We start from the raw sequence: 26,620 nt of genomic DNA, 5'->3' as shown, positions 1-26,620 counted from the left end.
CGGGGCTGCTGATGTACAAGCGCATTGGGCGACGCCTGCCGGCGCTGGCCGCGCTCCTGCTGGTGGCATGGGGCCGTCCGTCGGAGGCGGCCACCGGCTATTACCTGGTCAATGTCTATTCCGATCCGGGACGATGGACGCTGGACTACAAGTACTGGAACGCCAAGGCCAGCGTCGGTCCCCCGATCGGTTCGCCCGAGCTGGGGATCGGCTATGGCGTCAATTCGCGCTGGTACACCGAGCTGTATGGCGTGACGCAGCAGGATGCCGTGCAGGGCACGCAGATGCTGAGCATGAACTGGCAGAACGATGTCCTGCTCACGCAAGGGGAATACCCCTTCGACCTGGCCATCCACACCGATGTGGGCCAGTATCGCAACAGCCAGCGCGACGGCTATTCACTGGAGTGGGGACCGGCGCTGCAAACCGAATGGTGGCGCACGCAGTTCAACGCCAACCTGTTCCTGCAGCGGGACTACCGCAGCCAGCGCGACGGACCGACACAACTGGTCTATCAATGGCAGGTGCGTCAGCACTGGCGGCCCTGGTTCAACTTCGGGCTGCAGGGCTTCGGCGAGCTGGGACGATGGGATCACTGGGCCACGCGCGATCAGCAGTCGCATCGCGCCGGACCGGCGCTGTTCGGTACGCTGCGCATGGGGCATCAGTTCGTGAAATACGAGGCCGCCTACCTGTTCGGCAGCAATGCCACCCTCAGTGCGCGTACCTTCACCATGCGGCTGCAAGTGGGCTTCTGACAGGCGCGCTGCGCCTTATCCTGCGGTGTAAAGTTCATATCCGCTCTTTCCCCGGTGCTTGACGTGATACATGGCCGCATCGGCCTGCTCCAGCAGCCGCGACAGGTCTTGTCCATGGCTGGGATACAGGCTGATGCCGATGCTGGCGCCCAGGACGAATTGCTGGTGTCCGACCTCGATGGGGGCGGCCAGCTTGGCCAGCAGCTTCTTGGCGATTTCCGGGGCCTGGTCCTGGCGCTCCAGCTGGGTGGCGATCACGGTGAATTCATCCCCGCCCAGCCGGGCGCAGATGTCGGTGCTGCGCACGGCCTCCTTCAAGCGCTGTGCCACGCACATCAAGACCTTGTCACCGACCGCATGGCCAGCCTGGTCATTGACGGGTTTGAAGTTGTCCAGGTCGATGTAATACACCGCCACCAGGTGATGCGGACGCGTGGCCAGCAGCAGCGCCTGGTCGAACAGGTTGTTCATGAAATGCTTGTTGTAGAGGCCCGTGAGCGGATCCTTGAACGCCAGTTTGAGGGCCTTGGCCTCGGCCTGGATCAGGCGCCGGTGGAACAGTGCCAGGATGGCCGTGAGCAGGCTCATGTACTGCAGCGCCACCAGCGCTGTGCCCAGCAGGAAGCCATAGCGCAGCCAGGGCGGATAGAAGTGCCCGACCAGGCCACCGCTGGCCCAGTGCACCGTCAGCGCAATGCAGGCAGTGGCCATGCAGCGGCGGATGAGGCGCGGGCAATCGATGTCGTCGCGCAGCAGCATCCAGCTCAGGCTGGCCAGCACGAAGACGTTGAAGAGGGCATAGCTGGTGCTCTTGATGAGCGGCAGGGCCAGCTGGTTGTTGGACCACAGCATCCACAGTTCGGCAACGGCGGCGCTCACGCAGATGGCGCGTACCAGCATGGTGCGATGTTGCAGCTCGAAGAAGCGCACGAAGCCCATCACCAGCAGCACCTTCTCCAGGATCAGGAAGCTGCCATACACCGGATTTGCCAGTGCCAGTTCACCCAGCGGCGTGAGATAGAGCACCGCCAGCCGGCCCAGCAAGGCACAGCTGATGGCAGCGGCAAACCAGTTGGCACCGGGCGGCGTGCGCGGGATGCGCGCGGCCAGCAGGAACAGCGCGATGAAGACGCAATACACTCCGGCCCCGAAGGCGTGCACGATCTGATAATGCATAGCGTCCCCTTGCGCTTTGCCATCCGCCTGTCCCGGCAGGCTAGTCCCCGCTAGCGATCATAGCCAAGCGCAATGGGCGAGTACAGGGGAAATGAAGGCTTCTTCACACATCCCTTCCGGCAATATTTCCCATGCGCAAAATCAGGGCGCAAACGCACGCCCTGCAAGGCTCTCAGCCCAGGCGCGCGGCGCTGGGCGGATGTCCGATGATGCGCTTGAAAGCGCGACTGAACGATGCTTCCGAATCGTAGCCCAGGCGGTTGGCCACCACCGCCACCCGCAAGCCGTCTCGGGCGATCCAGTGGCGCGCCTGGAACATCTTGACGCGGGCCACGTACTTGGCCGGGGTCTCGCCCACGGTGGCCGAGAACTTCTCGATGAAGCTGGAACGCGAGGCTCCCATCAAGGCCGCCAGTTCATTGACTGACCAGTCGCGTTCCGGATGCTGGTGCACCGCCGCCAGCACCCGTCCGACCAAGGGGCAGCGCACGGCTGCGATCCAGCCGCTGGCATCGCTGCAGGCGCATTCCACCCAGCCACGGATGATGCTGGCGGCCAGCACGTCGGCCAGGCGCGCCAGGATGCCGCAGGCACCGATGCGATTGAGGGCCACTTCGCGCTCCATCGCATCGAGCAGGGCCAGCACCGCCGGATCGCGCTGGGCCAGGTCACAGGCACGCATGGCCTCGGGCATCATCATCAAGAGCGGGTGCAGCGGGTCGAGGTTGAAGCGCAGCGTACCGGAGAACACCACGTGCGTAGGCGGCGTGGCCATGCCGGTATCGGATTGGGCATGCGCACTGTCATCGACCAGGAACAGATTGTCCGCCACCGCCTTGCGTGCCAGCTTGCCGATCGCCACCGTCGGCAGGGCAGGCGCACTGGCCAGCGCATGCGCCGAGCCGCGCGGCAGCAGTACCGCATCGCCTGCATTGAGCTGCAGCCAGTCTTGCTGGCCGACCTGTATCCAGCAACTGCCCTGGGCGATGAAGTGGAAGGTCGCCTCGCGCAGCGCCGGGAAGGCCACTGCCCAGGGCTCGTGCAGCACATAGCGGGCGTACTCGACGCCATCGAGCCGCAGGCCCAGCAGGATCTCGGTCAGGGGATCGACGCCATCGGCGGGACGGTCCTTGGGGGCGCACTCAGTGATTTCCGGGAGATTTGGACGAATAGTCATATCTTTGCGAAATATCGGCATGGAAAGTCCAGACATTTAACCATAGACTGCGCTACCCAGTCATAAAACGTCACAAGAAAGGTTTTTCCCATGTCCAACCCCGGCATCATCGAGGCCCCGCTGACCGAGACGGCGGCCCCGGCCAGCGGCCCTGCGGCGCCTGCCCACAAGGCAGCGAAAGACATCCCGGCCAACTGGAGCGGCATTGCCAGCCTGGCATTGGGCGTGTTCAGCCTGGTCACCGCTGAATTCCTGCCCGCCAGCCTGCTGACGGCCATCGCCACCGACCTGCACGTCTCCGACGGCGCGGCCGGCCAGGCCGTCACTGCCACGGCCATCGTCGGTGCCGTGGCCGCCCCCAGCATCCCGCTGCTGACCCGCAACATCGACCGCAAGCGCGTGGTGCTGATGCTGACCCTGCTGCTGCTGGTGTCCAATGTCCTGGCCGTGACCGCGCCCAGCCTGCCGGTACTGCTGGTGGCGCGCGTGCTGCTGGGCGTGGCGCTGGGCGGCTTCTGGTCGATGGCGGCGGCGCTGGCCATGCGCCTGGTGCCGGACCATCTCTTCGCACGCGCCATGTCGCTGATCCTCACCGGGGTCTCGGTGGCTACCGTGTGTGCTGCGCCCATCGGCGCCTACATGGGCAACCTGTGGGGCTGGCGCAGCGCCTTTGTGGCAGCCGGCGTAGTGAGCCTGGTGGCCTTTGCGATCCAGTGGATCGCCATTCCGCGCCTGCCGCCCAAGGACCATCCCAGCCTCAAGGTGCTGGCCGAACTGCTGGGCCGCAAGGATGTGCGGGTGGCGCTGCTGGCGGTGCTGCTGGTGGTCTCCGGCCACTTTGCCGGGTTCACCTACATCCGCCCCCTGATGGAGCAGATCACCCACATGTCGGTCGCGACGATCTCGGCCGTGCTGCTGGGCTATGGCGTGGGCGGCTTCTTCGGCAACTTTGCCGGGGGCTTCATCGCTGAACGCAGCGAACGCTATGCCATCGTCAGCGGCGGCACGCTCATCGCGCTGCTGGCGGCTTCCCTGTGGGTGGCCGGCAGCTCGCCGTTGGTGGCGGCCATCGCCATCACGCTGTGGGGCTTCGCCTTCGGGGCCTTCCCGGTCGGCTTCCAGACCTGGATCGTGCGGGCTGCGCCGGACCACGCCGAAGGTGCGGGTGGCTTGCTGGTGGCCGCCTTCCAGGTGGCCATCGCCAGTGGCGCCATCGGCGGCGGCGTATTGGTGGACCATGTGGGCGCGCTGGGCGGACCGATCTTCGCCCTCATCGCCATTACGCTCGGCACCTTGCTGACGCTGCGCTATGGCCCGCGCGGTGGCGGTGCGCCGGTCGGGGGCAATGCGCATTTCTGAACGGATACGCCGGGTCCCGTGCTGACCCGGTGAGAGCGCCCGACGGCTTCCGGCTTGTCATCGGAAGCCGTTTTCATTTCCGCTGCATTATTCCTGCCTGTGCAATAAAGAAGTGCCGATGGCACGGATTCTCTTCATCCGCGCTTGGCTCCACACTGGCGTCACGGTCAAGGAACAACTCCCTGACCGACCCAACCCACCAGGAGCCCTCCCATGAAGATCCATCATTTCTCCCTCTCCGGCCACGCTCATCGCGCCGTCCTGTTCGCTTCGCTGCTGGGCCTGGAGGCCGAGCTGGTTCACGTGGACCTGGCCGGTGGCGCCCACAAGCAGCCGGCCTTCCTCGCCTTGAATCCCTTCGGCCAGGTGCCGGTGCTGGAAGATGGGGAAGTGGTCATCGCCGATTCCAATGCCATCCTGGTTTACCTGGCCAAGAAGGCCGGCCGCACCGACTGGCTGCCCGAGGATGCCCAGGGCGCCGCCGCCGTGCAGCGCTGGCTGTCGGTGGCCGCCGGTGAGCTGGCCTATGGCCCGGCTGCCGCACGCCTCATTACCGTCTTCGGTGCCCGTTTCAATCCGGAAGAAGTAATCCAGCGCACGCACCTGCTGCTGGGCCGCATGGAGCAGCACTTGGCCACGCGCCAATGGCTGGCCGCCGATCACCCGACCATCGCCGATGTGGCCGTCTACAGCTACCTGGCCGGCGCACCCGAGGGCAACGTCGACCTCGCCGCCTATCCGGCCGTGCTGGGCTTGCTGGAGCGCATCGAGGCCCTGCCGGGCTTCGTACCCTTCCCGCGCACGGCCGCTGGCCTGCGGGCTGCCCAGGCCTGATTGTCGGAGCCCATTTCCTGGCGGTCGTCACGGCGATTGCCTGCACTGTCTTTTCGAGAGGTCCGTCATGAGCACTTTCCCCAAGCTACCGACCTGGCATGCCGGTGAGAAACAACTGCAAGCGCAACTCGGCGTGGCCGACAAGATGGAGTCCGTGGGGCAGCGCGTGGTCCGCGACTTCATGCCCGAGCAGCACCGTGATTTCTACGGCCAGCTGCCCTTCATCGTAGTGGGCAGCGTCGATGCGTCGGGCGATGCATGGGCCACCTTCCTCGAAGGCCATCCCGGTTTCCTGGCCTCGCCTGCGCCGACCCAGCTGGACATGCACGCCCGTCCCGCCGCCGGCGACCCGGCCGCCGCCGGCATGGCCGCAGGCGCGCCGGTCGGCCTGCTGGGCATCGAGATGCACACGCGGCGCCGCAACCGGATGAATGGCGTGCTCGCGCCGCTGGCCGACGGATGGCGCGTGCAGGTGGACCAGAGCTTCGGCAATTGCCCGCGCTACATCCAGCTGCGCGACTATTCCTTCGCCCGCGAGCCGGGCGAGGCGCGCACCGACCAGGTCGAGATGCTGGCCACGCTGGACGAAGCAGCCCGTGCCTTGATCGCCGGTGCCGATGCCTTCTTCGTGGCCACCTATGCCGACCTGGAAGGACGGCGCCAAGTGGATGTCTCGCATCGGGGCGGCAAGCCGGGGTTCGTCCGGGTTGATGAGGAGGGCGTGCTGACCGTGCCGGACTTCAACGGCAACCTGTTCTTTTCCACCCTGGGCAACATCGTGCTCAATGGCCGTGCGGGTTTGCTCTTTGTGGACTATGCCTCGGGCGATGTCTTGCAGATGACCGGGCAGGCCGAGGTGATCCTCGATTCCCCCGAGATCGCCGCCTTCGAGGGCGCCGAGCGCCTGTGGACTTTCCGCCCGCAGCGTATCGTGCGCCGTCCTGCAGCACTGGCCTTGCGCTGGGCGTTCCAGGAGCACGCCTTTTCGCCGTACGCGGTCATGACGGGCGACTGGCAGCAAGCCGCCGAGCGCCTGCGCGCCCAGGCCCTGGCGGGCCAGTGGCGCAGCCTGAAGGTGGCGCGCATCGTGCAGGAAAGCGACACCATCCGTTCCTTCCACCTGGTGGCCGACGATGGTGCCGGGCTGCTGCCGGCGCTGCCGGGCCAGCACCTGCCGATCCGGGTGCAGACCGAGGCCGGGACCGCGCCGTTGATCCGCACCTACACCTTGTCCTCGGCGCCGCACGAGGGGCACTACCGCATCAGCGTCAAGCGCGAGGGCGTGGTGTCGCAGTACCTGCATGCGCAGCTGCGCGAGGGCGACCGCATCGAGGCGCGCGCCCCGGCGGGCGACTTCATCCTCGATACCGCCTCGGACCGGCCGGTAGTGCTGCTGGCCGCAGGCGTGGGCATTACGCCGATGATGGCCATGCTGCGCCACCTCGTCCAGGAAGGACTGCGCCGCCAGCGCATGCGCCCGGCCATCTTGTTTTATGCCGCCCGTACGCTGGGCGAGCGCGCTTTCGACACTGAGCTGGCCGAGCTGGTGGCGGCCTCACGGGGTGCAATCAGGCTTGTACGCGTGCTCAGTGACACCACCGACGCCCGCGAGGGCGAGGCGTTTGACACCGCCGGCCGTATCGACATGAACCTGCTCTCGCGCAGCCTGCCGTTTGGCGATTACGAGTTTTACCTGTGCGGTCCGGGCGGCTTCATGCAGGGGCTCTACGATGGCTTGCGCGGATTCGGCATCGATGACGAGCGCATCCATGCCGAAGCCTTTGGTCCGGCCTCGCTCACCCGCACGGGAAACACCGTCACGGCGGCCGTGCCGCTGGCACCGGTGGCGGACACGGCCGTGCCCGTGATCTTCATGGAAAGCCGCAAGGAAGCCCGCTGGACACCTGATTCCGGCAGCTTGCTGGAGCTGGCCGAAGCACGCGGCCTCTCGCCCGAGTTCAGTTGCCGCGAAGGCCACTGCGGTACTTGCCGCACCCATTTGCTGGCCGGCGAGGTGACTTACCTCAAGCCGCCGCAGGCCAGCGTGGGCGAAGGCGAGGTGTTGCTGTGCTGTGCGCGTCCGGCCAAGCCATCTGGCACGGATGCGCAGCGCCTGGAGCTGGCGCTGTGAGGGCGAGATGAAGGTTTTGGCAAGTCCCGCTCCGGATGCCGCTGAAGAGGGCATAATGCGACCTTCTCCGACAGGCAGGCAAGGAAGGCACATGGACCGATGGCTGGCAATGCGAATCTTCGTGCAAGTGGCCGAGACCGCCAGTTTTGCCAAGGCGGCGCGGCAGATGCAGTTGAGTGCGCCGGTGATCACCCGCACCGTGGCGGGCTTGGAAGAACTGGTCGGTGCGCGGCTGCTGGTGCGCACCACGCGCTCGGTCAAGACCACCGAAGCCGGGGCCCGCTATCTGGAAGACTGCCGCCGCATCCTGGCCGAAATCGCCGAAGCCGAAGCGGCCGCGGCCGGTCATTACGACCAGCCCTCGGGCACGCTGTCGGTGACGGCGGCCCTGCTGTTCGGGCAGTTGCATGTGCTGCCCATCGTCACGGAATATCTCGATCTCTATCCGGGCATGCGGGCGCGCACGTTCTTCGTGGATCGCCCGGTCAACATCGTGGAAGAGGGGATGGATGTGGCGGTGCGCATCGGCCATCTGCCGGATTCGGGATTCACGGCCATCCAGGTCGGTTCGGTCAGCCGCGTGATCTGTGCCTCACCCGACTATCTGCGCCAGCATGGCACGCCGACCTCGCCCGCCGATCTGAAGCAGCATCGCATCGTCACGTCCACCAGCGCCTGGGCTTCGCCGGAATGGCGCTTTGCCGACGGCCAGCGCGTGGTGGTCGATGCAATCCTGCAGACCAATACCAATGAAGCCGCCATCAGCACTGCCCGCCAGGGCTGGGGCTTGACGCGCGTGCTGGCCTACCAGGTGGCAGCCGACTTGCAGGCCGGGCGCCTGCAGCGGGTCATGCGCGAGTTCGAAGAGCCGCCCCTGCCTATCCACGTGCTCTATCCGGAAGGACGGCGCTCGCCAGCCAAGGTGCGCGCCTTCATCGACCTGGCCGTGAGCCGCTTGCGGGCGCATCCTGCATTCCTCTGAGCGCTGCCGGGCTCATCCGTAGTACGCGGGTGCCCGCACTGAAATGCGCAGGGGGCGGTCCAGCTGGCGTGTCCAGGCCGCGTAGGCCTGGTCGGCGACCAGGCGCAGGGCGGCGATGCGCTCCGGCAACTGGTCAAGGATCTGTGTTTGGCTCTGTGCAGCCGGGCCGCATGCACGCAGCAGTTCGCCGCGACCCGCGGCACACCAGCTGCGCACGCTCTCTTCGGTCACTTCGAGATGGCCCTGGAACCCCCATTGCCTGCCGCGCATGAATCCCTTGTTGAGGCAGTGGCTGCCATACATGGTGCGCACGGCGCCGACGGGAATTTCAAAGGTGTCGTAATGCCAGTTGAAGAGGGTGACCTGGCGCGCCAGTCCCATGTGCTGCTGCGCGGGCGGCGTGACCCAGACCGGGCTCCAGCCGATGTTGGCGCAGAGGTTGCGGCTGACCTGCGCGCCCATGGCGCGGGCCAGCAATTGGGCACCGAAGCAGTGGCCCAGCACCGGAACGTCGCGGGCCAGGGCATCTTGCAGGAGAGCGTGTTCGGCGTGGATCCAGGGCAGGTCTTCATTGACGCTGCGGTCGCTGCCCAGCGTGACGATGCCGGAAAACTGGCTGGCATCGCGCGGGGCATCGCCTTCTGCGGCGGGATGGAACAGGCGATAGGGTAGGGCGTATTGTTGCAGATGATCGAGCAGGACACCGGGACCCTGCGTGCTTTCATGCTGGAGGATGGCGATCGGTCTCATGAACGGGGGACGGGCTTGGGCCGGTCCGTAGTGGAGGAGACGTCAATGTAGGATGGGGGGCGTAAACGGCGGGTTGTATTTTTGAGTGGAGACGTAAACATCCTGTAAAGCCGCTGACATCCCGGCCACTTGCAGATGCTTGGTGGCAGATTGGACGTCACACCCCAAGCCACAATTACGCGCGCGACGCCACCCCGAGTCGCCCGGCCATGGTCTTGATGGCCAGATGATGAATGCTGCCGAGCATGCGCAACTGAGACGCCCGAAGATGTGCCGGAACATCGCTGCGGGCGGCGAATTCTTCCAGCAATGCCAGCGAGGCGGCTTCGACCTGATCGATCATCCGCGAGACTTCGCGCCGGAAGCTGATGTTGCCCATGCCAAGTTGCCGCGCGAACGTCTGCAAGTGCGCAAGCGTGAGCTCGTGGTAATGGCGTGCTTCTCCCACGGGGAAAGACATCGGAATGTCTGGCCAGCATGCTTCACCCGGCCCTAGCAGTTCCGGCCGTGCCCATGCGCCGATACTGAGCAGATCGTAATGCGGGGCCAGTTCGTAGCCGTCGGTGCCGGCATACAGCGAGAGATTCTTCAAGTGTGCATCGCTGTTGCCGATCAGGATGTTGAAGAGCGTCCACCGAAACAATGCGGTACGAGCGGTCGCCGGAGTGCGGCATTTCTCCAGGATATCGAGCAGTGCCCTTATACCGGAATGTGCGTATTTGGCTGCGGCCGACAGCGACAGGACTTGGGCCGCATCCAGTGTGTGCAGGCGGCGTACCCGGTTCGCCTCGATGCTGCGGTCGAAGCGCTCCACGATGTACACGGCTGAAGGGACGTAGCGCAGCTCAACTTTCGGCACCGTCAAGCCCAGTCCTTGCGCCAGCCGCGCACAGAACCATTCGTTGACCGCGCTGCTTGGATAGTGGGCGCTCAGTACATCGGGCTTGAGGATATGGGTCGATGCCAGGCTGCCGGTCGGTTCGAAAAGTTGGCCGTCCTGCAGCACTACGGCGATCTTCTGCTGGGCACCGGCCAGTGACATTTTCTTCGGTGCAGTCGCCGAGAGCGGTTGTCGCGGCATGGCACGGATGCGCGTTTCCAACTCTTCGTGTGATAGCGGCACCAGTGTCGAGGGCGGCAATGTCGCGCCTGGTGCCAGCAAGGTGATCGCGCCGGCAGATTCGGCACCGAAGTATTCCAGCATGGACCAGGCGTCGATCGTCTGCGCGGCATCCTTCCTCATGAAGGCCATCAATTCCAGCCGCGCGCCTTCTTCGGGCAGCAGATTGTCGAAGAACCATTGCACCGGACGCATCGTGCCTTCGTCCTGATGCAGCCCGGCTGTCAGCGGAATTCCGGGAGAGAGTTCGTGCCCGGTGCTGATCCAGTCCTGCGCATACCGGAAGGACCACACGCCCGTGTTCTCGAAAAGCTGGCCCACCGGCTTTTCATCAATGAAGACGTCGAGCTGCCGGTTCATGGGCGTGCCCGCCTGCGCTTGCCATCCTGCGCTGAGGCAGCAATGGCGCGTTCATTGAGGGCGGGTGGCAGTGAGAGGTGCAGTTCAATGCCCAGTTCTCGCATGGCTGAAAAAAGCTTTTCTACGGCTACCGTCGCCTCGCCCTGCTCCTGCCGTCGCAACAAGGTTTGTGATGTATTCAATGTCTCAGCCAGATCGGCCAAAGGCACGTTGAGGCCTACCCGCACTGCGCGCAGTACGTTGCCCAGTTCTTGCGGCGAGGTGACTTTCATGGTGCGTCCTAAGCGTGTGATATTGCTCTATTATTGCAATTTACATCTGGCGGTCAAGTTAAAAGTGTGAAATCACTCTTTTATTTTCTGAAGCGGGCACATTGTCTTTAAAAAAGTAATATTGCTCTTTAGTGTTGGGCGAGTTTCCCGAATATCCGCACGCTGGCCAGAAACAAAAACGCCGCGCGGCTGCAGTCACAGCGGCGCGGCGGCTTGCAGCCGGTCATGCAGAATTACCGGCTCGGGTCAGTGAATGTGTTAAGCCATCGGACAGCTCAAATCCCCCCCATGCACAAATACTTCACCACCAGATAATCATCAATCCCGAAGTGCGACCCTTCACGCCCCAATCCCGACTGCTTGACCCCGCCAAACGGCGCGACTTCATTGGAGATGAGCCCGGTATTGATCCCCACCATGCCCGACTCCAGCCCTTCTGCCACACGCCAGATGCGGCCGATATCGCGTGAGTAGAAATAGCTGGCCAGCCCGAATTCGGTATCGTTAGCCAGCGCCACCGCTTCGTCATCGGTCTTGAAACGGAACAGCGGTGCCATCGGACCAAAGGTCTCTTCGCGGGCCACCTGCATGGCCGGCGTCACATCGGCCAGCACGGTGGGTTCGAAGAAGCTGTGGCCCAGCGCATGACGCTTGCCGCCCAGCAGCACGCGGGCGCCCTTGCTGACCGCATCGGCAATGTGCTGCTCCACCTTCTTGACGGCCTGCTCGTTGATCAGCGGACCTTGCGTCACGCCGTTCTCCATGCCATCGCCGACCTTCAGTTTCTTGACCGCTTCCACCAGCTTGGCAGCGAAGGCGTCATACACCCCATCCTGCACGTAAATCCGATTGGCGCAGACGCAGGTCTGGCCGGCATTGCGGTACTTGGAGGCAATCGCTCCTTCCACCGCAGCGTCCAGGTCGGCATCGTCAAAGACGATGAAGGGCGCATTGCCACCCAGTTCCAGCGAGAGCTTCTTGATGCTCGATGCACTCTGTTCCATCAGCAGCTTGCCCACGCCGGTGGAGCCAGTGAAGCTGATCTTGCGCACGATGGGGTTGGAGGTCATCTCGCCGCCGATGTCCTTGGCGCTGCCGGTGACCACGCTGAACACCCCGGCCGGAATGCCCGCGCGCTCGGCCAGCACCGCCAGGGCCAGTGCCGAGAAGGGGGTGGCTTCCGCGGGCTTCAAGACCATCGGGCAGCCGGCGGCCAGTGCGGGACCGGCCTTGCGGGTAATCATTGCAGCAGGGAAATTCCACGGCGTGATCGCAGCGCACACGCCGATGGCTTCCTTGATGACCACGATGCGATTCGACGGCGAGGGCGACGGAATGGTATCGCCATAGGTGCGCTTGCCTTCTTCGGCAAACCACTCGATGAACGAAGCGGCGTAGCCAATCTCGCCCTTGGCCTCGGCCAGCGGCTTGCCTTGCTCGGCCGTCATGATCAGCGCCAGGTCGTCGGCATTGGCCATCATCAGCTCATACCAGCGGCGCAGGATGACGCTGCGTTCCTTGGCGGTTTTCTTCTTCCACGCCGGCCAGGCGGCGTTGGCGGCTTCGATGGCGCGGCGGGTTTCGGCCGCGCCCATCATGGGCACGCTGCCCAGCAGGCTGCCGTTGGCCGGATTGTGGACCTCATGCTTGCCACCTTGGTCGGCATCGCACCACTGGCCGTTGAGGTAAGCCTGCTGGCGCAGCAGGGAAGGATCTTTGAGTTGTTGCAGCATGTCGGTTCTCCGTAAAAGAAGGGGCCGGCTCAGAAGCGCGCGGCCGCCTTGTTGCGCCCGCGCAGCCATTCCAGGGCCAGCAGCAGGCAGGTCGAAAACAGAATCAGGATCGTCGCCAGGGCGGCGATGGTCGGGCTGATGTTGTCCTTGATGCCGGCAAACATCTGGCGCGGCAAGGTGGCTTGCTCAGGCCCGGCCACGAACAAGGTCAGAACCACTTCGTCGAAAGAAGTTGCAAAAGCGAACAAAGCCCCCGAGATCAGGCCCGGCGCAATCACCGGCAAGGTGATGCGGAAGAAAGTGCGCAGCGGACTGGCCCCCAGGCTCAGGCTGGCGCGCACCAGGTTGTGGTTGAAGCCCTGCAGTGTGGCCAGTACCGTCGTGACCACGAAGGGCGCACCCAGTGCGGCATGCGCCAGGATCAGGCCGAGATAGCTGTCGGAGAGACCGATACGCGCAAAGAACAGGTAGACACCCACACCCACCACCACCACCGGCACGATCATGGGCGAGATCAGGATTGCCATCAGGATACCCTTGCCGCGAAAGTCCGACTTGTTCAGGCCGACCGCCGCCAGCGTGCCCAGTACGGTGGCGATGACGGTCGCGGCTGGAGCCACGATGAAACTGTTCTTGGCGGCTCGCACCCATTCGTCGGAACTGAACAGGTTCTCGTACCAGCGCAGCGAGAAGCCCTTGATGGGATACATCAGGAAACTGCTGTCGGAGAACGACAGCGGGATCATCACCAGGATGGGCGAGAGCAGGAACAGCAGCACCAGCAGGTTGAAGCCGCGCGAGGCAAAGAACCAGGCGCGTTCCACCAGCGAGGTGTAGGGCGGGAAGAGGGGCGGTTTGTTCATGGCGTACTCCTTGGATTCTTCAATGGCTCAGCTGATGCCCACATCGACCTTGGCAAAGCGGCGGTAGACGCCATACAGCACCAGGGTCGCCGCCAGCAGCAGGGCACCCAGGGCGCAGGCCATGCCCCAGTTGATGGTGGTGTTGATGAAGTAGGCGATGAAGTAGCTCACCATCTGTTCGTTCGGTCCGCCCAAGAGCGCCGGGGTGATGTAGTAGCCGCCGGCCATGATGAAGACCAGCAGCACGCCTGCACCGATGCCCGGATAAGTCTGCGGCACATACACGCGCCAGAAGGCCGCAAAGGGATGGCTGCCCAGCGACACGGCAGCCTTCAGGTAGGTCGGCGGCACCGATTTCATGACGCTGTAAAGCGGCAGGATCATGAAGGGCAGGAGGATGTGCGTCATCGAGATGTAGACACCGACGCGATTGAAGACCAGCTCCAGCGGCGACTGCGTGAGACCGGCCAGCATCAGCGCCTTGTTGACCAGGCCTTCGGATTGCAGCAGCACGATCCATGCGGCCACGCGCACCAGGATCGAGGTCCAGAAAGGAATCAGTACCAGGATCATCAACAGGTTGGCGCGGCGCTCCGGCATGGTGGAAAGCCAGTAGGCCAGCGGATAGGCCAGCAGCAGCGCGATGAGGGTGACCACTGCGCTCATCCACAGCGTGCGGCCGAAGATGGTGCGGTAGATCGCCGATTCAGGGGCGGCCGCTTCGATGTCGCCGAAGACGTTCTGGCGCAGGTCCAGCGATGCCAGCAGATAGTAGGGCGAATAGACCGAGCCGTTCTGGGCGATCACGCGCCACACCTCCGGCTGGCCCCATTGTGCATTGAGGGCGATGATGGCCTCGCGCGCGGCGGCGGGGCTCAGGGCCTTGCCATCGGCATCGCGCAGCGGCATGGCACGCGCCGTGCCCATCACCAGCGAGCGCGCACCGGACAATTCGATATTGAGACGGCGTGCCAGGTTGCCGGCAGTCGTGTCTTCCTTGGCACGGGCCAGGTCTTCCGCCAGCGCTGAAAAGGCCTGGTCCGGCAGGGCCGACTTGCGATCCCACTTCGAGAGCACCGCCACGGTCTGCGGCAGGGTGGTGGCCACTTCCGGATTTTCGATGGCGCGCTGCAGGAGGGCCACGATGGGGGCCACGAAGGTCAGCAGCAGGAAGATCGCCAGCGGCGCGATCAGGGCCAGCGCACCCAGGCGCTTGCGGGTCTGGGCGGCGCGCAGTTCGCGCTTGAGTTGCTGCGGATCAGGTTCGGCCAGGGGCATGGCGGCGGCGGAGCGGGTGGCGATGGTGGTCATGTCTCGGGTGTCCGGTGGCAGCGGAATTGAAGGCAGCGATCCCGCCTGTCGGGGGCGGGATCGCTGTCAGTACGGCGTGCAGGCTTACTTGGCGATCCAGGCAGCGAAGCGCTGCTCCAGCTCTTCACCGTGGTCGGTCCAGAACTGCAGGCTCAGCTGCACCGCATCCTTGGCATTGGCCGGCGAGGTCGGCAGGTTGCCCAGGGTCTTGGCATCCAGCATCTTCAAGGCACCCTTGTTGACCGGGCCGTAGGCGATGTTGTTGGCGTAGACCTTCTGATTTTCCGGCTGGCTGACGAAGTTGATGAACTTCTCGGCCAGTGCCTTGTTCGGCGAACCCTTCGGGATCACCCAGTAATCCAGGGTGTAGACGCTGCCGGCCCACACCACCTTCAGGTTCTTGCCTTCGCGCTGGGCGGCATCGATGCGGCCGTTGTAGGCGTTGGCCATGACCACGTCACCCGAGGCCAGGAACTGCGCCGGCAGGGCACCGGCATCCCACCACTGGATGTTGGGTTTCAATTGATCCAGCTTCTTGAAGGCGCGATCCACACCTTCCTTGGTGGCCAGGACCTTGTAGACATCCTTGGTCGGCACGCCATCGGCCATGAGCGCGAACTCCAGGTTGTACTGCGCGCTCTTCTTCATGCCGCGCTTGCCGGGATACTTCTTGGTGTCCCAGAAATCGGCCCAGCCGGTCGGTGCGGTCTTGAGCTTGTCGGCGTTGTAGGCCAGCACGGTGGACCAGACGAAAGCACCCATGCCGCATTCGCTCACCGTCGCTTCGGGGATGTAGTCATCCTTCTTGATGGTCTTGGCCAGGTCGAGCTTTTCGATCAGGCCATCATCACAGGCGCGGGTCAGGTCGCCGCCGTCGATTTCCACCACGTCCCAGCTGACCTTCTTGGCCTCGACCATGGCCTTGACCTTGGCCAGTTCGCCGTTGAATTCAGCCGTCACGACCTTGGTGCCGGTGCTCTTCTGGAAAGGCTCCACGTAAGCGACCTTCTGGGCGTTGCCGTTGGCGCCGCCGAAGTTGACCAGGGTCAGTTCTGCGGCAGAGGCCGCGCCGGAAAAGAGCAGGCCCAGGAAGAGCGGGGACAGCAGGGCGGGTGTCAGGCGTTTCATTGTTGTTCCTCGTTGGTTATCGTGCGTGTTGACTGTGTTGAACTAAGGTAGAGCCGAGCGGCAATCTAAGTTGCCTCACTCATCGAGCGGTACTGCAGACCATCAGGTGCGACTAAAGAACAAAAACGGAATAACTCAAAAACTAAGTAAACGGGAGTGTTGGAAAAATCAGAGGAAGCAGCGCAGGCGATCCTGCGCCACATGCAGGACCACGCTGCTGCCTTCGCTCAGTCCTGCCAGTGCCGGGTCGGACAGGGAGAGCTTGACGAAGCAGTCTTCCTGCCCCGTCACCGTGCAGCGCACGCGCACGTGATCCCCAAAATAGATCAGCCCGGCGATGGTGGCGCGGATGCTGTTGGGTTCGGCGCTGCCGCCTGCGGCCAGGCGGATGCGTTCGGGGCGTACGCAGGCGGTGATGCTTTGTCCCGCATGGGCGCGATGCACGTTCAGGCCGGTGACCACGGTGCCATCGGCCAGGCGCAGCGTACAGTGTTCGCCCTGTACCGATTCCACGCTGCCCTTGAGACGGTTGTTGTCGCCGATGAAGTTGGCGACGAATTGATTGTCGGGATATTCGTACAGCTCGGTGACCGGGGCCAGTTGCTGGATCACGCCCTGGTCGAACACGGCCACGCGATCCGACATGGTGAGCGCTTCGCTCTGGTCGTGGGTGACGTAGACGAAGGTCACGCCCAGGCGCTTGTGCAGGGCCTTCAGTTCGAGCTGCATGTGTTCGCGCAACTGCTTGTCGAGTGCGCCCAGCGGTTCATCCATCAACACCAGTTGCGGATCGAACACCAGCGTGCGGGCCAGCGCCACGCGCTGCTGCTGGCCGCCGGAGAGCTGGGTCGGATAGCGGTCGCCGAATTTGCCCATCTGCACCATGTCCAGCGCCTGCTTGACCTTGGCTTCGCGGGTGGCGCGATCCATCTTGCGTACCGACAGCGGATAGGCCACGTTCTGCGCGATGGTCATGTGCGGGAACAGCGCATAGTTCTGGAACACCATGCCGATGTTGCGCTTGTGCGGCGGCACGCGATTGAGCAGCTGGCCATCGAGGCGGATCTCGCCGCCGGTCGGGAATTCGAAACCGGCCAGCATCATCAGGCAGGTGGTCTTGCCGGAGCCCGACGGACCCAGCAGGGTCAGGAATTCACCGCGACGAATGTCGAGATCCAGGTTCTTGACGATCAGGTTTTCGCCGTCGTAAGTTTTCTTCACGCCACAGAACTGCACCAGCACGTCAGTGCCGCTGGCGGCGGCCGGCGCGGGTGCTTGCGCCGATTGCTTCATTGCATGAGCTGCCATCATCGATCCTCTCTTCTACGCAGGCCGGAGTCTTGGTCCGGCCCGTCTACCCTGTTCTGAAAGCTGCCTTGCAATGCAAGACTCAGGCCAGCTTGATCGCCTTGGCCAGGATGCCCAGCGCCTCGTCCATGACGGTATCGGGAATCGTCAGCGGGAACAAGAAGCGGATCACGTTGCCGTAGCTGCCGCAGGTCAGCAGCAGCAGGCCGTTGTTCAACGCATGCTGTTGGACCTTCTTGGTGTACTCGGCATCGGGCTTGCCGGTGGCCGGATCGGCAAACTCCACCGCCACCATCGCGCCCACGCCGCGCACTTCGGCGATCTGCGGCACGGCCGAGCGCCATTCGTTCAGGTGTTCCTGCAGCTTGTCACCCAGGCGCTGGCCACGGGCCGGCAGCTTTTCTTCTTCCATCACCTCCAGCACCGCCAGCGCCGACGCCACGGCCAGCGGGTTGCCGGCATAAGTGCCGCCCAGGCCGCCGGGAGCGGGCGCGTCCATGATCTCGGCGCGGCCGTTGACGGCCGACAGCGGCATGCCGCCGGCCAGGCTCTTGGCCATGGTAATCAGGTCGGGCAGGACATCGTAATGTTCCATCGCAAACAATTTGCCGGTACGGCCATAACCGGACTGCACTTCGTCGGCGATCAAGAGGATGCCGTGCTCGTCACAGATGGCGCGCAGCCCGCGCATGAAGTCGGCCGGGGCGGCATAGAAACCGCCTTCGCCCTGTACCGGTTCCAGGATGATGGCGGCCACGCGCTTGGCTTCGATGTCATTCTTGAAGAGGGCTTTGACCGCATCCAGCGCTTGCTCGGTGGTGATGCCGTGCAAGGCGCTGGGGAAGGGCGCATGGAACACTTCGCCGGGGAAGGGACCGAAGCCCAGCTTGTAGGGCGCGACCTTGCCGGTGAGCGCCATGCCCATCATGGTCCGGCCATGGAAAGCGCCGCCGAAGGCGATCACGCCGGGACGGCCGGTGTAGGCGCGGGCGATCTTGATGGCGTTTTCGACCGCTTCGGCGCCGGTGGAGAAGAAGGCAGTCTTCTTGGGATAGTTGCCCGGCGTCACCGCATTGATGCGCTCGGCCAGTTCCACGTAGCTGGCGTAGGGCACGATCTGGTAGGCGGTGTGGGTGAACTTGTCGAGCTGGGCGCGCATGGCGTCGAGCAGCTTGGGATGGCGGTGGCCGGTGTTGAGCACCGCAATGCCGGCGGCGAAGTCGATGAAGCGGCGGCCTTCCACATCCCACAGTTCGGCGTTCGACGCGCGCTCGGCATAGAAGTCGCACATCACTCCCACACCGCGCGGGGTGGCGGCGTTCTTTCGTTGTTGCAGCTCTTGGTTGGTGGCCTTGCTGGTCATGGCTTGCTCCGATCTTGCTTCGTTGAATGCGCCGCAGGGCGCGGAAATGTGCAGGAAATTGCTGAATCGGGAAACAATATAAAACCCCAGTGGCACTGTAATATAGAGCCAATTTCAATTATTTGATGGTGCCACTTGAAACTCGCCTCCTTGTCCGACTATCTGCTGCTGCGCATCAATCGCAGTCCCGCCAAGGCCGCGCCGGGCAAGGGCAAGGCGGCAGCCAGCCGCGAAAGCGGCGCAGCGAAGGCCCTCAAAAACGCCAAGCCTGGCAGCGAGCGCATGCCCGTCAACCGCCAGATTTATCAGTTGATCCGTGAAGCCATCCTGGCCCACACGCTGCCGGCGGGAATGCAATTGCCGTCCTCGCGCGACCTGGCCCTGGAGCTGGGCACCTCGCGCAATACGGTGACCTATGCCTATGAACAATTGCTGGCCGAGGGTTATCTGGAGAGCCGCACCGGTGCCGGAACCTTCGTGGCCGATACGGCGCCGGACCAGATCCCCGAGGCGGTGGAGCGCAAGGAGCCGCTGACCGATCCTTCCGGCAAATCGGAACTGTCGGCGCGCGGCGCATTGCTCACACGCCAAGCCGGCGTGGGCGAGCGCCAATGGGGGGCCTTCATGCCGGGCGTGCCCGACGTGACCTGCGTGCCGCACAAGATCTGGGGACGCCTGCAGAACAAGCATTGGCGCCGTTCCAATTCGGACCTGCTGACCTACGGGCCTGGTGCCGGTTATGCCGGCCTGCGCGAGCAGATCGCCGAGTACCTGCGGGTGGCGCGCTCGGTCAATTGCACGCCCTCGCAGGTGCTCATCACCACCGGCATTCATCAGTCCATCGACATCGTGGTCAAGCTGCTGGGCGAACATGGCGATACCGCCTGGGTGGAAGACCCGTGCTACTGGGGCACACGCAGCGTGCTCAATTCGCTGGGCATCCAGTCGGTGCCGATTGCGGTGGACCAGGAAGGCATGCGCATGCGCCTGGCCAACCTGCGCCGGCCGCCGCGCTTCATCTGCACCACGCCCTCGCACCAGTACCCGCTGGGCATGGTGATGAGCCTGTCGCGGCGGCGCATGCTGCTGGAGTACGCGGCCACCCACAAGGTGTGGATCATCGAGGATGACTACGACAGCGAGTTCCGCTACGGCGGCCGTCCGCTGGCGTCGCTGCAGGGCATGGATACGCAGGACCGGGTGCTGTACATGGGCACCTTCAGCAAGATCATGTTCCCGGGATTGCGCATCGGCTTCCTGGTGGTGCCGGAGTCACTGGCCAAGGCCTTTGCCACCGGCATCGCCGAGCTCTATCGCAACGGCCAGGTGTTCCTGCAAGCCACGCTGGCCGACTTCATGGCCGAGGGCCACTTTGCTTCGCACATCCGCAAGATGCGCGTGCTCTATGCCGAGCGGCTACGACTGCTGCAGCAGTCCATCAATCGCCACTTCGGCGAGAAGATGACCATCACCGGCGGCGAAGCCGGCTTGCACCTGGTGCTGGGCCTGCCGCAGGAATGCGACGACGTGCTCATCTGCGAAGAGGCGCTGGCGGCCGGCATCGTGGTGCGGCCGCTGTCGCGTTACTACATGCATGCGCGCGGCGCGCGGCGCGGCCTGCTGCTGGGCTATGCGAGCGTGCCCAATGAGGAGATCGCACGTGCCTTTGACAAGTTGGCTGCCGTGATCAAGCCGCATCTGGCCTGAAGCCGCGACCGGTGCTGGATGGGGCCGGATTTTCGCTTGTATGAAGAAACTCTTTCGCGGGTCCGGGAGTGGTTGTCGGGCGGGCGCTGTCCTAAGATGCCTGCATCCATTGATCTTCAACGTGAAGGATTTAGCCATGAAAGCCATCATCACCAACCCGCAAGCCCAGGCCATCGACAATGCGGCCTCCCTGACCGAGACCATTTTGCCCGATCCGGTTCCCGGCGAGCATGACCTGCTGGTCGAAGTCAACGCCATCTCCGTCAATCCGGTCGATACCAAGATCCGCGCCAGCGCCAGCGAAGCCCGCGTACTGGGCTGGGATGTGAGCGGCGTGGTACGTGCGGTCGGTGCGGGCGTCACGCTCTTTGCCCCGGGCGACGAAGTGTTCTACGCCGGTGCCATCGATCGCCCCGGCGCCAACAGTGAACTGCACGTGGTGGATGAGCGCATCGTCGGCCGCAAGCCCGCCAGCCTGGGCCACGCTGATGCCGCGGCGATCCCCCTGACCGCGATTACTGCGTGGGAACTGCTGTTCGACCGCGTCGGTGTGAAAGAGGGAGAGGGACAGGGCAAGCGCTTGCTGATCATCGGTGCCGCCGGTGGCGTGGGATCCATCCTGACCCAGCTGGCGCGCAAGCTGACGCAGCTGACCGTCATCGGCACCGCCTCGCGCAAGGAAACTGCGCAATGGGTGAGCGAGCTGGGCGCGCATCACGTGATCGACCACAGCCAGCCCTTCAAGCCGCAGCTGGAGCAGCTGGGGTTGCCGGAAGTGGATATCGTCATCAGCCTGACCCATACCGACCAGCACTATGCGCAGATCATCGACGCACTGGCGCCGCAAGGGCAGCTGGCCCTCATCGACGATCCGGCCACGCTGGACGCGGTGCCGCTCAAGCGCAAGAGCATTTCGCTGCATTGGGAATTGATGTTTACGCGCTCGCTGTTCCAGACCGCTGACATGATCCGTCAACATGAGCTGCTGCAACGGGTGGCGCAACTGCTCGACGAAGGCATGCTGCGCACTACCACGGGCGAGCATTACGGCCGCATCAGCGCCGAGAACCTGCGCCGCGCCCATGCGCTGCTGGAGTCGGGCAAGGCCAAGGGGAAGATCGTGCTGGAGAATTTCTGATTGCGTGACGGCTTTGCATAGAGTGAGCCCGATCAATGACTTATCTTGAGTCGGACCCGTGGCGCGAAGCAAGAAATTGATCAATCGCTCGTCGCAGCGACGAAATCGCTTCCGGGTTCTTCTCAATCAAAAAATCAAAGATTTGCTGTTGAGTGTATTCGTACCGGGTCAGATGCGTGAACAGCTTTTTTCCCGCATTTGAAAAATCCCGTTCCTTGATGGGTTCTCCTTTTGCTGCGCTCAGCTTTCGACGCAACTCGGTATTCTTGTTCTTTTTGATGAACAGCAGGAGAGAGTAAAGGGCGCTCTTGAACGAAGCTCCCTTTTCGCCATTTTCTCCACGCATGAAAGCGGCCATCCTCTTGTGATCTGGAATCAGCACTTGGAGTTTTCTGGTATCCCAAAACTCACCAGCAAGGCACCTCGCCAGAAGCTCCTTCTCGACGCTTTCCATCGGGATGAAGAATACGTTTTCTTTCTTGGAAAGGGCAGTCTTCTTCTGATCACCATCCAATACAACGATGACGTTTCTATATTCGTCGGTCAGGAATTTTTCAGTCTTGTTTCGCTGCATCAAGTCAGTCGTATTCTTGCTCCCGCCGACATAAATAATTTTGAATTGATAAAACGGTCGTATGCAGTGCTGATTGATCAGATGTTCAAGAAAGGCTTTTAGTACCTCATCCTCGGTCAATATGTATTTTTCCCATCCGTTGAACCCGAACAACGTACTTTTCACGAATCCGTAGGATCGTCTTTCAATTGTCGTGGTGCCGTCCGGCTGTTCTTCCATGTAGAAGAGTTCATCAGAGACGGTCCGCATCATCGCGAGAGAATGGGTAGTGAAGATGAATTTGGTCTGGTATCTCTCCTTGAATTTTCTCAGCCACTCGACCAGGCGAACTTGTGCCGCTGCGTCGAGGGAAATATCGATTTCGTCGATGAAGATAGCCATGTAGCCCGACTTTATCCTGCGATACAGGCTGATCAAGAAGTACTCGCCTGAGCTGAAGTAGTCTTCTCTGAGATAGTAGTCGCCGTCGTAGGGGATCACATAATAAGGAACATCTTTCACTGTGATCTCCACAAGATTGTCAAACTTTGACGTGTTATAGATGGCCTTGAGAAAGCTGATCAATTCTTCAGGATGTGAATATTTCTGAAGTACGATCTGCCGTCGCAGGTCTTCGTCAATGCCGCTGATCTTTTGGAAAAAATTAAAGCGCTCTCCATGAGGAATGGGTAACTCTACTGATAATTTTTCTTTGATTGATCTCGGTAGCGTCGTGCGTGAATCGAGTGCTTTGAGCTTTTTGTTGTAAGTAAATGCGATGGGCTCTCCATCGATCTCGTAGCGGATGGTGCTGTGTTCGCTGACGATTCTTGCGGCACTGGTTCTGGAAAATGTATCGGCATTCAAGAGGTTGCCGATGGCTTTGAATAACGTGGTCTTTCCAGAACCATTTTTTCCGGTAATGCACAGCAGCGACTTGTCCTTCAGATCGAAAGAGAAGTCGAAACATTTGACGTGCTGTACGTTGCGAATCGAGATGGCCAGTTTCATTTTTCTTTTGAAAAGCCGCTGTGCTTGAGTGCGTCAATCGTGGCCGTGCCAAATTTTCGGCGAAGCTTGTCCGTATAGTCCGGATCGATAGAGTCTACGTGATTGATGGTCCCGCTTAAATATGCAACGTAATCGTCATCGCTTAATTCTCTACTTGTTTCCGTGCGATTCTTAGCCTGATTCACGATCTTTCTGAATCGTTCCTTATCGTTCAAGTAGAAGAACAGGAGCACCTCAAGATCTTTTTTCTTCTTGGAATCGATGCTGATCTTCCCGTTTGGAAGAATCGTCATTCCAAGGATTTTTATCTTTCCTCCTACGTGGAAATAACGGGTCTTTCCTTCATGAATCGAGAAATTCTTTGATGAGAACTGATGTAATTTTTCTTGCACTGATTGTCCTATCTCTTGGACATCAACCTGCCGGTGCCCGGAAATGATGATGTCGTCAGCGTACCTCGAGTAGCAGAGTTCCCGTTCGAGACAGCTGCGTTCCAACTCATTGTCGAAGTCCAGCAGGACTGCGTTGCTCAGCGGTGCTGATGCAGGAAGGCCGACGGGCAGAGAATTATCAATGCACACCAGGTCCACAATTCTGTCGAGGTGAATGTCCAAGTCGGAGATAGGGCAGTTCGCCTGGCCGGACAAAATGGCTTTTTCGGTCAAAGCGCGATCAATCGAGTCAAAGAACGCCTGAATATCGGTTTGATAGAAAAATTTGCTTTTGGCATGCTTTTGCACCGCATGTAATGCACTGAAGCCTTTGCGATAGGAGAAGACAACTCTATCGTTGACTGGTAAGAATTCAAAGAGGAACAAATTCAGAAATCGATGATAGGTCTTGAGATTTTCTTTAGGCTTGAATAATCTTCGCCCGCCCGGCTCTGTCGGTGCGATGACCTCGTAATTTTTCTCGACCGGGCTTTGCAAAAAATCCTCGAAGCTATATTTGCCGTGATACATCGCGTCAAAAAGTTTCTGCAAAGGCTGTTTAGTCATGGTCAGTATGTGTTGACGTTCATAAAGAACGGGGGAATATTGCATCGTTTTTCAAAGCCGGGATATAATCGCGGCATGTCAGTGACTAGGAGTAGCTCCAGTCATTCTGCTGACCTCTAGGCCGTCTGATTCTACCAATTTGGTTGCGGGGCTTGAATCATATTCAAGCCCCGCAATAGTAGATTCGCAAATCCTCCTTCTCCTCTGGCAACGTCTGCATTTTCCGTAATCCCGCTCTTTGGGCGTTCGCAGACGCTTGCGTCACGTGTTAGATCGGTCTCGTCCTTTTTGATAAATTTGGCTCGCGTGGGGTGCCATGAAAATTGCATTATTGCAATAAGGCCGGCAACCGCTTCTACCCGTGGTAAATTACGCAGTCCGGACCGGCTCATGGTGTCCGGGCCCTTTGACAACCCCGATAGGAACCCTCGTTGGAAAACATATTGCTGATCGTCGCAGCCTTCTTCCTGGTTGCGTTGAACGGTTTTTTCGTTGCAGCAGAATTCAGTCTGGTCAAGTTGCGTCAAACGCGCATCCGGGCCATCGCAAAGACACAAGGCATGCGCGGCCGCATCCTGGCCGTGGTCCACAACCAGCTGGACGCCTATCTCTCCGCCTGCCAATTGGGCATCACCCTGGCCTCGCTGGGCCTGGGCTGGATCGGTGAACCCGCTTTCGCCCGCTTGCTGGAGCCGCTCTTCTCGCTGGTTGGCGTGACCAACCAGGAGCTGATTCACGGCGTGTCGTTCGTATTCGCCTTCTTCGTCATTTCCTTCCTGCACATCGTGGCCGGTGAACTGGCTCCCAAGTCGATGGCCATCCGCAGCCCCGAGAAGCTGGGCCTGTGGTGTGCCGTGCCGCTGTATGGTTTCTATTGGGGCATGTATCCGCTGATCTGGGTGCTCAATGCCAGCTCCAACTGGCTGCTGCGCGTGGCCGGCCTGGGTGCGGGCCACGGCCACGATGCGCATTATTCCTCGGACGAACTCAAGCTGATCCTGCGCGCAGGCGGCAAGAGCGGCAAGAGTGGCAAGTTCACCCGCGACGAGTGGAACGTGCTGGCGCAGAGCCTGAACTTTGCCGAACTGGACGTGGCCGACATCATGCGTCCGGCCAGCGAGATCGTCTCCCTGGGCGATGACAAGAGCCTGGAAGAAAACCTCGACATCATTTACCGCAACCGCTATTCGCGCTATCCCTATTTCGATGCCGAGCGCCAGCAGGTGTTGGGCCTGGTGCACCTGAAGGATGTTTTCCTGGCGCAGCAGGATGGCCGCGCCATCAGCAACCTGAAGGATTACCTGCGTCCCGTGCAGTTCATCTCGCCGGCCTTGCCGGCACTGGACCTGCTGCGGCGCTTCCGTACCGGCATGCCGCACTTTGCCATCATCGGCAAGAAGGGCCAGCCGCCGCAGGGCTTCATCACGCTGGACAACATGTTGAGCTTCCTGGTGGGCGAGATCCGCGACGAATTCCGCCACAACACCGGCGAGTGGAGCCGTCAGGACGACGGTACCTTGCTGGGCAAGGGCAGCCTGCCCATCGTGACGCTGGAACACATGCTGGGCATCGACATCGAGTATGACGACAGCATCGACTCGGTCGGCGGCCTGGTGATGGAGAAGCTGGGCGACTTGCCCAAGGAAGGACAGAAGATCGAGTTCGCGGCCTTTGATGTGGTCATCAAGCGCATGTCGGGGCCGAAGATCGTGTTGGTGAAGGTTTACCCGAAGGGTGGCGACGCGCGTGAGTGAGTCTCGGATGGGGCTGGCGGTCTCTTGAAGTTCGCCAGTGGCATCGGTCGAGGCAAGCTGGTTTGTCCGGCCAGCCGTTGACAAGGTCAGTGAATGCGAACAGGCAGGTGGTGGCGAGAGGCCATCACCTGCCTGTTTTTTTTGTGGGGATCGTTCCTGGCTTTTGTTCCTTGCCTTCGGCCAGGAAGCTCGCCGTATAGATCAGGAAGGCTTTGCCGTTGGCATCGGCGCGGTCGTAGTCGGCCACCAACGCAGCGATTTCGCGCTTGAGCAGGCTGCTGCTGGTGCTCGCGCTGTGGCCGCTGAGCAGCCAGGTGATGTCGATGCCGAATTGCTCGCGCATGAGGCACAGCAGCCTGCTGCCGGGAACGCAGCGGCCGCGTTCGATCTGGCAGATGTGATTGGGCGCGGTGTTCAAGGCGCGGGCGAAGAGATTCTGGCTGATGCCCATTCTCAGGCGAATCATGCGCAGGCGTTGGCCGATGGCGATTTTGTGTGAGTCCATGATGGTGCGGGTTCAGGATGGGGGCGGGTGTGGGTCATGTGTGGCGAGGCGGGGAGGATGCCTTTGGCAGCGATGAGGGATTGATCCAATCCGGCGGCAGCAGAAGTGCGCTGTTCCAGTAGTCGCTATCGGTGAGCCGGGGCAGGGCGATGCCGGCTTCCTGCCGCTCCAGCGAGGGGAGGGCATGCTTGGTTTCCACATGTTCCGGCAGGCTCAGCCAGGCGCGGTCCTCCCGCTGGGCGTAGAGGCGTTCCACCAGCATGGGGAGGTCTTCGTTGCCGGGCCGCCAGAAATTGCGGCCGTCGCCTATTGTTCGGGACATACATTGG

The 26,620-nt window shown here is 62.0% G+C and carries 23 protein-coding genes; 8 read left to right on the top strand and 15 right to left on the bottom strand.

Features of this window, described 5'->3' with window-relative positions; all coding sequences use genetic code 11:
- Window positions 1-11: 11 nt before the first annotated feature.
- Window positions 12-758 (top strand): hypothetical protein, encoded by a 747-nt coding sequence (locus tag FYB76_RS12150; protein ID WP_154133801.1) that lies wholly within the window; start codon window positions 12-14, stop codon window positions 756-758.
- A 15-nt stretch (window positions 759-773) separates the two neighbouring features.
- On the opposite strand, the gene FYB76_RS12145 is transcribed toward FYB76_RS12150, so the two are convergent.
- A complete protein-coding gene (locus FYB76_RS12145; RefSeq protein WP_154133800.1) occupies window positions 774-1,934 on the bottom strand; it encodes a GGDEF domain-containing protein in 1,161 nt (386 codons plus the stop codon).
- 172 nt (window positions 1,935-2,106) lie between these two features.
- Window positions 2,107-3,111, bottom strand: coding sequence for an AraC family transcriptional regulator (locus FYB76_RS12140; RefSeq protein WP_229296954.1), 1,005 nt, complete (start codon window positions 3,109-3,111; stop codon window positions 2,107-2,109).
- 90 nt (window positions 3,112-3,201) lie between these two features.
- Here FYB76_RS12140 and FYB76_RS12135 point away from each other — a divergent pair, with 90 nt between their 5' ends.
- The 4 genes from FYB76_RS12135 (at window position 3,202) to FYB76_RS12120 (ending at window position 8,417) form a co-directional block, all read left to right on the top strand.
- Complete coding sequence (locus tag FYB76_RS12135; protein WP_154133798.1) at window positions 3,202-4,470, top strand: MFS transporter; 1,269 nt, start codon at window positions 3,202-3,204, stop codon at window positions 4,468-4,470.
- Window positions 4,471-4,683: 213 nt separating this feature from the next.
- The gene (locus tag FYB76_RS12130) at window positions 4,684-5,304 is read left to right on the top strand and encodes a glutathione S-transferase family protein (protein ID WP_154133797.1); all 621 of its coding nucleotides are present in this window, start codon (window positions 4,684-4,686) and stop codon (window positions 5,302-5,304) included.
- Window positions 5,305-5,371: 67 nt separating this feature from the next.
- Window positions 5,372-7,435, top strand: a complete 2,064-nt coding sequence (locus FYB76_RS12125) for a pyridoxamine 5'-phosphate oxidase family protein (protein WP_154133796.1) — start codon at window positions 5,372-5,374, stop codon at window positions 7,433-7,435.
- Between the two features lie 91 nt (window positions 7,436-7,526).
- On the top strand, window positions 7,527-8,417 hold the full coding sequence (locus FYB76_RS12120; RefSeq protein ID WP_154133795.1) for a LysR family transcriptional regulator: 891 nt from the start codon (window positions 7,527-7,529) through the stop codon (window positions 8,415-8,417).
- Window positions 8,418-8,429: 12 nt separating this feature from the next.
- On the opposite strand, the gene FYB76_RS12115 is transcribed toward FYB76_RS12120, so the two are convergent.
- The 9 genes from FYB76_RS12115 to FYB76_RS12075 form a co-directional block, all read right to left on the bottom strand.
- Window positions 8,430-9,167, bottom strand: a complete 738-nt coding sequence (locus tag FYB76_RS12115; protein WP_154133794.1) for a type 1 glutamine amidotransferase — start codon at window positions 9,165-9,167, stop codon at window positions 8,430-8,432.
- A gap of 175 nt (window positions 9,168-9,342) precedes the next feature.
- Window positions 9,343-10,647 carry a HipA domain-containing protein gene (locus FYB76_RS12110; RefSeq protein WP_154133793.1) on the bottom strand — a complete coding sequence of 435 codons (1,305 nt, stop codon included), beginning with the start codon at window positions 10,645-10,647 and terminating at the stop codon, window positions 9,343-9,345.
- Window positions 10,644-10,919, bottom strand: a complete 276-nt coding sequence (locus tag FYB76_RS12105; RefSeq protein WP_154133792.1) for a hypothetical protein — start codon at window positions 10,917-10,919, stop codon at window positions 10,644-10,646. The genes FYB76_RS12110 and FYB76_RS12105 overlap by 4 nt, the downstream gene beginning before the upstream one ends.
- 275 nt (window positions 10,920-11,194) lie before the next feature.
- The gene (gene gabD, locus FYB76_RS12100) at window positions 11,195-12,652 is read right to left on the bottom strand and encodes an NADP-dependent succinate-semialdehyde dehydrogenase (RefSeq protein ID WP_195724625.1); all 1,458 of its coding nucleotides are present in this window, start codon (window positions 12,650-12,652) and stop codon (window positions 11,195-11,197) included.
- Window positions 12,653-12,681: 29 nt separating this feature from the next.
- Window positions 12,682-13,515: an ABC transporter permease gene (locus tag FYB76_RS12095; RefSeq protein ID WP_034341087.1), complete on the bottom strand. Its 834-nt coding sequence runs from the start codon at window positions 13,513-13,515 to the stop codon at window positions 12,682-12,684.
- Between the two features lie 27 nt (window positions 13,516-13,542).
- Window positions 13,543-14,826 (bottom strand): ABC transporter permease, encoded by a 1,284-nt coding sequence (locus tag FYB76_RS12090; RefSeq protein WP_154133791.1) that lies wholly within the window; start codon window positions 14,824-14,826, stop codon window positions 13,543-13,545.
- Window positions 14,827-14,910: 84 nt separating this feature from the next.
- A complete protein-coding gene (locus FYB76_RS12085) occupies window positions 14,911-15,954 on the bottom strand; it encodes an ABC transporter substrate-binding protein (protein WP_034341078.1) in 1,044 nt (347 codons plus the stop codon).
- Between the two features lie 168 nt (window positions 15,955-16,122).
- The gene (locus tag FYB76_RS12080) at window positions 16,123-17,247 is read right to left on the bottom strand and encodes an ABC transporter ATP-binding protein (RefSeq protein ID WP_195724631.1); all 1,125 of its coding nucleotides are present in this window, start codon (window positions 17,245-17,247) and stop codon (window positions 16,123-16,125) included.
- Window positions 17,248-17,344: 97 nt separating this feature from the next.
- The gene (locus FYB76_RS12075) at window positions 17,345-18,625 is read right to left on the bottom strand and encodes a 4-aminobutyrate--2-oxoglutarate transaminase (RefSeq protein ID WP_088755305.1); all 1,281 of its coding nucleotides are present in this window, start codon (window positions 18,623-18,625) and stop codon (window positions 17,345-17,347) included.
- A 135-nt stretch (window positions 18,626-18,760) separates the two neighbouring features.
- Between FYB76_RS12075 and FYB76_RS12070 the strand changes: the two genes are divergently transcribed.
- Both FYB76_RS12070 and FYB76_RS12065 read left to right on the top strand, forming a co-directional pair.
- Complete coding sequence (locus FYB76_RS12070) at window positions 18,761-20,332, top strand: PLP-dependent aminotransferase family protein (RefSeq protein WP_154133789.1); 1,572 nt, start codon at window positions 18,761-18,763, stop codon at window positions 20,330-20,332.
- A 136-nt stretch (window positions 20,333-20,468) separates the two neighbouring features.
- Window positions 20,469-21,470, top strand: coding sequence for a zinc-binding alcohol dehydrogenase family protein (locus FYB76_RS12065; RefSeq protein ID WP_154133788.1), 1,002 nt, complete (start codon window positions 20,469-20,471; stop codon window positions 21,468-21,470).
- Window positions 21,471-21,510: 40 nt separating this feature from the next.
- On the opposite strand, the gene FYB76_RS12060 is transcribed toward FYB76_RS12065, so the two are convergent.
- Together FYB76_RS12060 and FYB76_RS12055 are read right to left on the bottom strand one after the other, a co-directional pair.
- Window positions 21,511-23,034: an ATP-dependent endonuclease gene (locus FYB76_RS12060; protein WP_154133787.1), complete on the bottom strand. Its 1,524-nt coding sequence runs from the start codon at window positions 23,032-23,034 to the stop codon at window positions 21,511-21,513.
- A complete protein-coding gene (locus FYB76_RS12055) occupies window positions 23,031-24,032 on the bottom strand; it encodes a reverse transcriptase family protein (protein ID WP_195724624.1) in 1,002 nt (333 codons plus the stop codon). Before FYB76_RS12055 ends, FYB76_RS12060 begins: the two co-directional genes overlap by 4 nt.
- Window positions 24,033-24,463: 431 nt before the next feature.
- Here FYB76_RS12055 and FYB76_RS12050 point away from each other — a divergent pair, with 431 nt between their 5' ends.
- Window positions 24,464-25,786: a hemolysin family protein gene (locus FYB76_RS12050; protein ID WP_088755302.1), complete on the top strand. Its 1,323-nt coding sequence runs from the start codon at window positions 24,464-24,466 to the stop codon at window positions 25,784-25,786.
- A gap of 124 nt (window positions 25,787-25,910) precedes the next feature.
- Here the strand turns inward: FYB76_RS12050 and FYB76_RS12045 are convergent, their stop codons facing one another.
- Window positions 25,911-26,291: a helix-turn-helix domain-containing protein gene (locus FYB76_RS12045; protein ID WP_154133785.1), complete on the bottom strand. Its 381-nt coding sequence runs from the start codon at window positions 26,289-26,291 to the stop codon at window positions 25,911-25,913.
- Between the two features lie 34 nt (window positions 26,292-26,325).
- Entirely contained in the window at window positions 26,326-26,613 is a 288-nt protein-coding gene (locus tag FYB76_RS12040) for a hypothetical protein (protein ID WP_154133784.1), read from the bottom strand.
- Window positions 26,614-26,620: the final 7 nt, after the last annotated feature.

The organism is Herbaspirillum sp. CAH-3 (genome assembly GCF_009668275.1).
Taxonomy (GTDB): domain Bacteria; phylum Pseudomonadota; class Gammaproteobacteria; order Burkholderiales; family Burkholderiaceae_D; genus Herbaspirillum; species Herbaspirillum aquaticum.
The sequence above is the reverse complement of the archived record's forward strand: the minus strand, read 5'-3'. Positions and strand labels throughout refer to the sequence as shown.

Bases quoted from the DNA above. Each gene is read 5' to 3' on its own strand.
- FYB76_RS12075 (WP_088755305.1), bottom strand. From the start codon at position 18,625: ATGACCAGCAAGGCCACCAACCAAGAGCTGCAACAACGAAAGAACGCC.
- FYB76_RS12090 (WP_154133791.1), bottom strand. From the start codon at position 14,826: ATGACCACCATCGCCACCCGCTCCGCCGCCGCCATGCCCCTGGCCGAA.
- FYB76_RS12040 (WP_154133784.1), bottom strand. From the start codon at position 26,613: ATGTCCCGAACAATAGGCGACGGCCGCAATTTCTGGCGGCCCGGCAAC.
- FYB76_RS12135 (WP_154133798.1), top strand. From the start codon at position 3,202: ATGTCCAACCCCGGCATCATCGAGGCCCCGCTGACCGAGACGGCGGCC.
- FYB76_RS12140 (WP_229296954.1), bottom strand. From the start codon at position 3,111: ATGACTATTCGTCCAAATCTCCCGGAAATCACTGAGTGCGCCCCCAAG.
- FYB76_RS12130 (WP_154133797.1), top strand. From the start codon at position 4,684: ATGAAGATCCATCATTTCTCCCTCTCCGGCCACGCTCATCGCGCCGTC.
- FYB76_RS12085 (WP_034341078.1), bottom strand. From the start codon at position 15,954: ATGAAACGCCTGACACCCGCCCTGCTGTCCCCGCTCTTCCTGGGCCTG.
- FYB76_RS12045 (WP_154133785.1), bottom strand. From the start codon at position 26,291: ATGGACTCACACAAAATCGCCATCGGCCAACGCCTGCGCATGATTCGC.
- FYB76_RS12105 (WP_154133792.1), bottom strand. From the start codon at position 10,919: ATGAAAGTCACCTCGCCGCAAGAACTGGGCAACGTACTGCGCGCAGTG.
- gabD (WP_195724625.1), bottom strand. From the start codon at position 12,652: ATGCTGCAACAACTCAAAGATCCTTCCCTGCTGCGCCAGCAGGCTTAC.
- FYB76_RS12095 (WP_034341087.1), bottom strand. From the start codon at position 13,515: ATGAACAAACCGCCCCTCTTCCCGCCCTACACCTCGCTGGTGGAACGC.
- FYB76_RS12080 (WP_195724631.1), bottom strand. From the start codon at position 17,247: ATGAAGCAATCGGCGCAAGCACCCGCGCCGGCCGCCGCCAGCGGCACT.
- FYB76_RS12150 (WP_154133801.1), top strand. From the start codon at position 12: ATGTACAAGCGCATTGGGCGACGCCTGCCGGCGCTGGCCGCGCTCCTG.
- FYB76_RS12115 (WP_154133794.1), bottom strand. From the start codon at position 9,167: ATGAGACCGATCGCCATCCTCCAGCATGAAAGCACGCAGGGTCCCGGT.
- FYB76_RS12125 (WP_154133796.1), top strand. From the start codon at position 5,372: ATGAGCACTTTCCCCAAGCTACCGACCTGGCATGCCGGTGAGAAACAA.
- FYB76_RS12055 (WP_195724624.1), bottom strand. From the start codon at position 24,032: ATGACTAAACAGCCTTTGCAGAAACTTTTTGACGCGATGTATCACGGC.
- FYB76_RS12065 (WP_154133788.1), top strand. From the start codon at position 20,469: ATGAAAGCCATCATCACCAACCCGCAAGCCCAGGCCATCGACAATGCG.
- FYB76_RS12110 (WP_154133793.1), bottom strand. From the start codon at position 10,647: ATGAACCGGCAGCTCGACGTCTTCATTGATGAAAAGCCGGTGGGCCAG.
- FYB76_RS12060 (WP_154133787.1), bottom strand. From the start codon at position 23,034: ATGAAACTGGCCATCTCGATTCGCAACGTACAGCACGTCAAATGTTTC.
- FYB76_RS12145 (WP_154133800.1), bottom strand. From the start codon at position 1,934: ATGCATTATCAGATCGTGCACGCCTTCGGGGCCGGAGTGTATTGCGTC.
- FYB76_RS12120 (WP_154133795.1), top strand. From the start codon at position 7,527: ATGGACCGATGGCTGGCAATGCGAATCTTCGTGCAAGTGGCCGAGACC.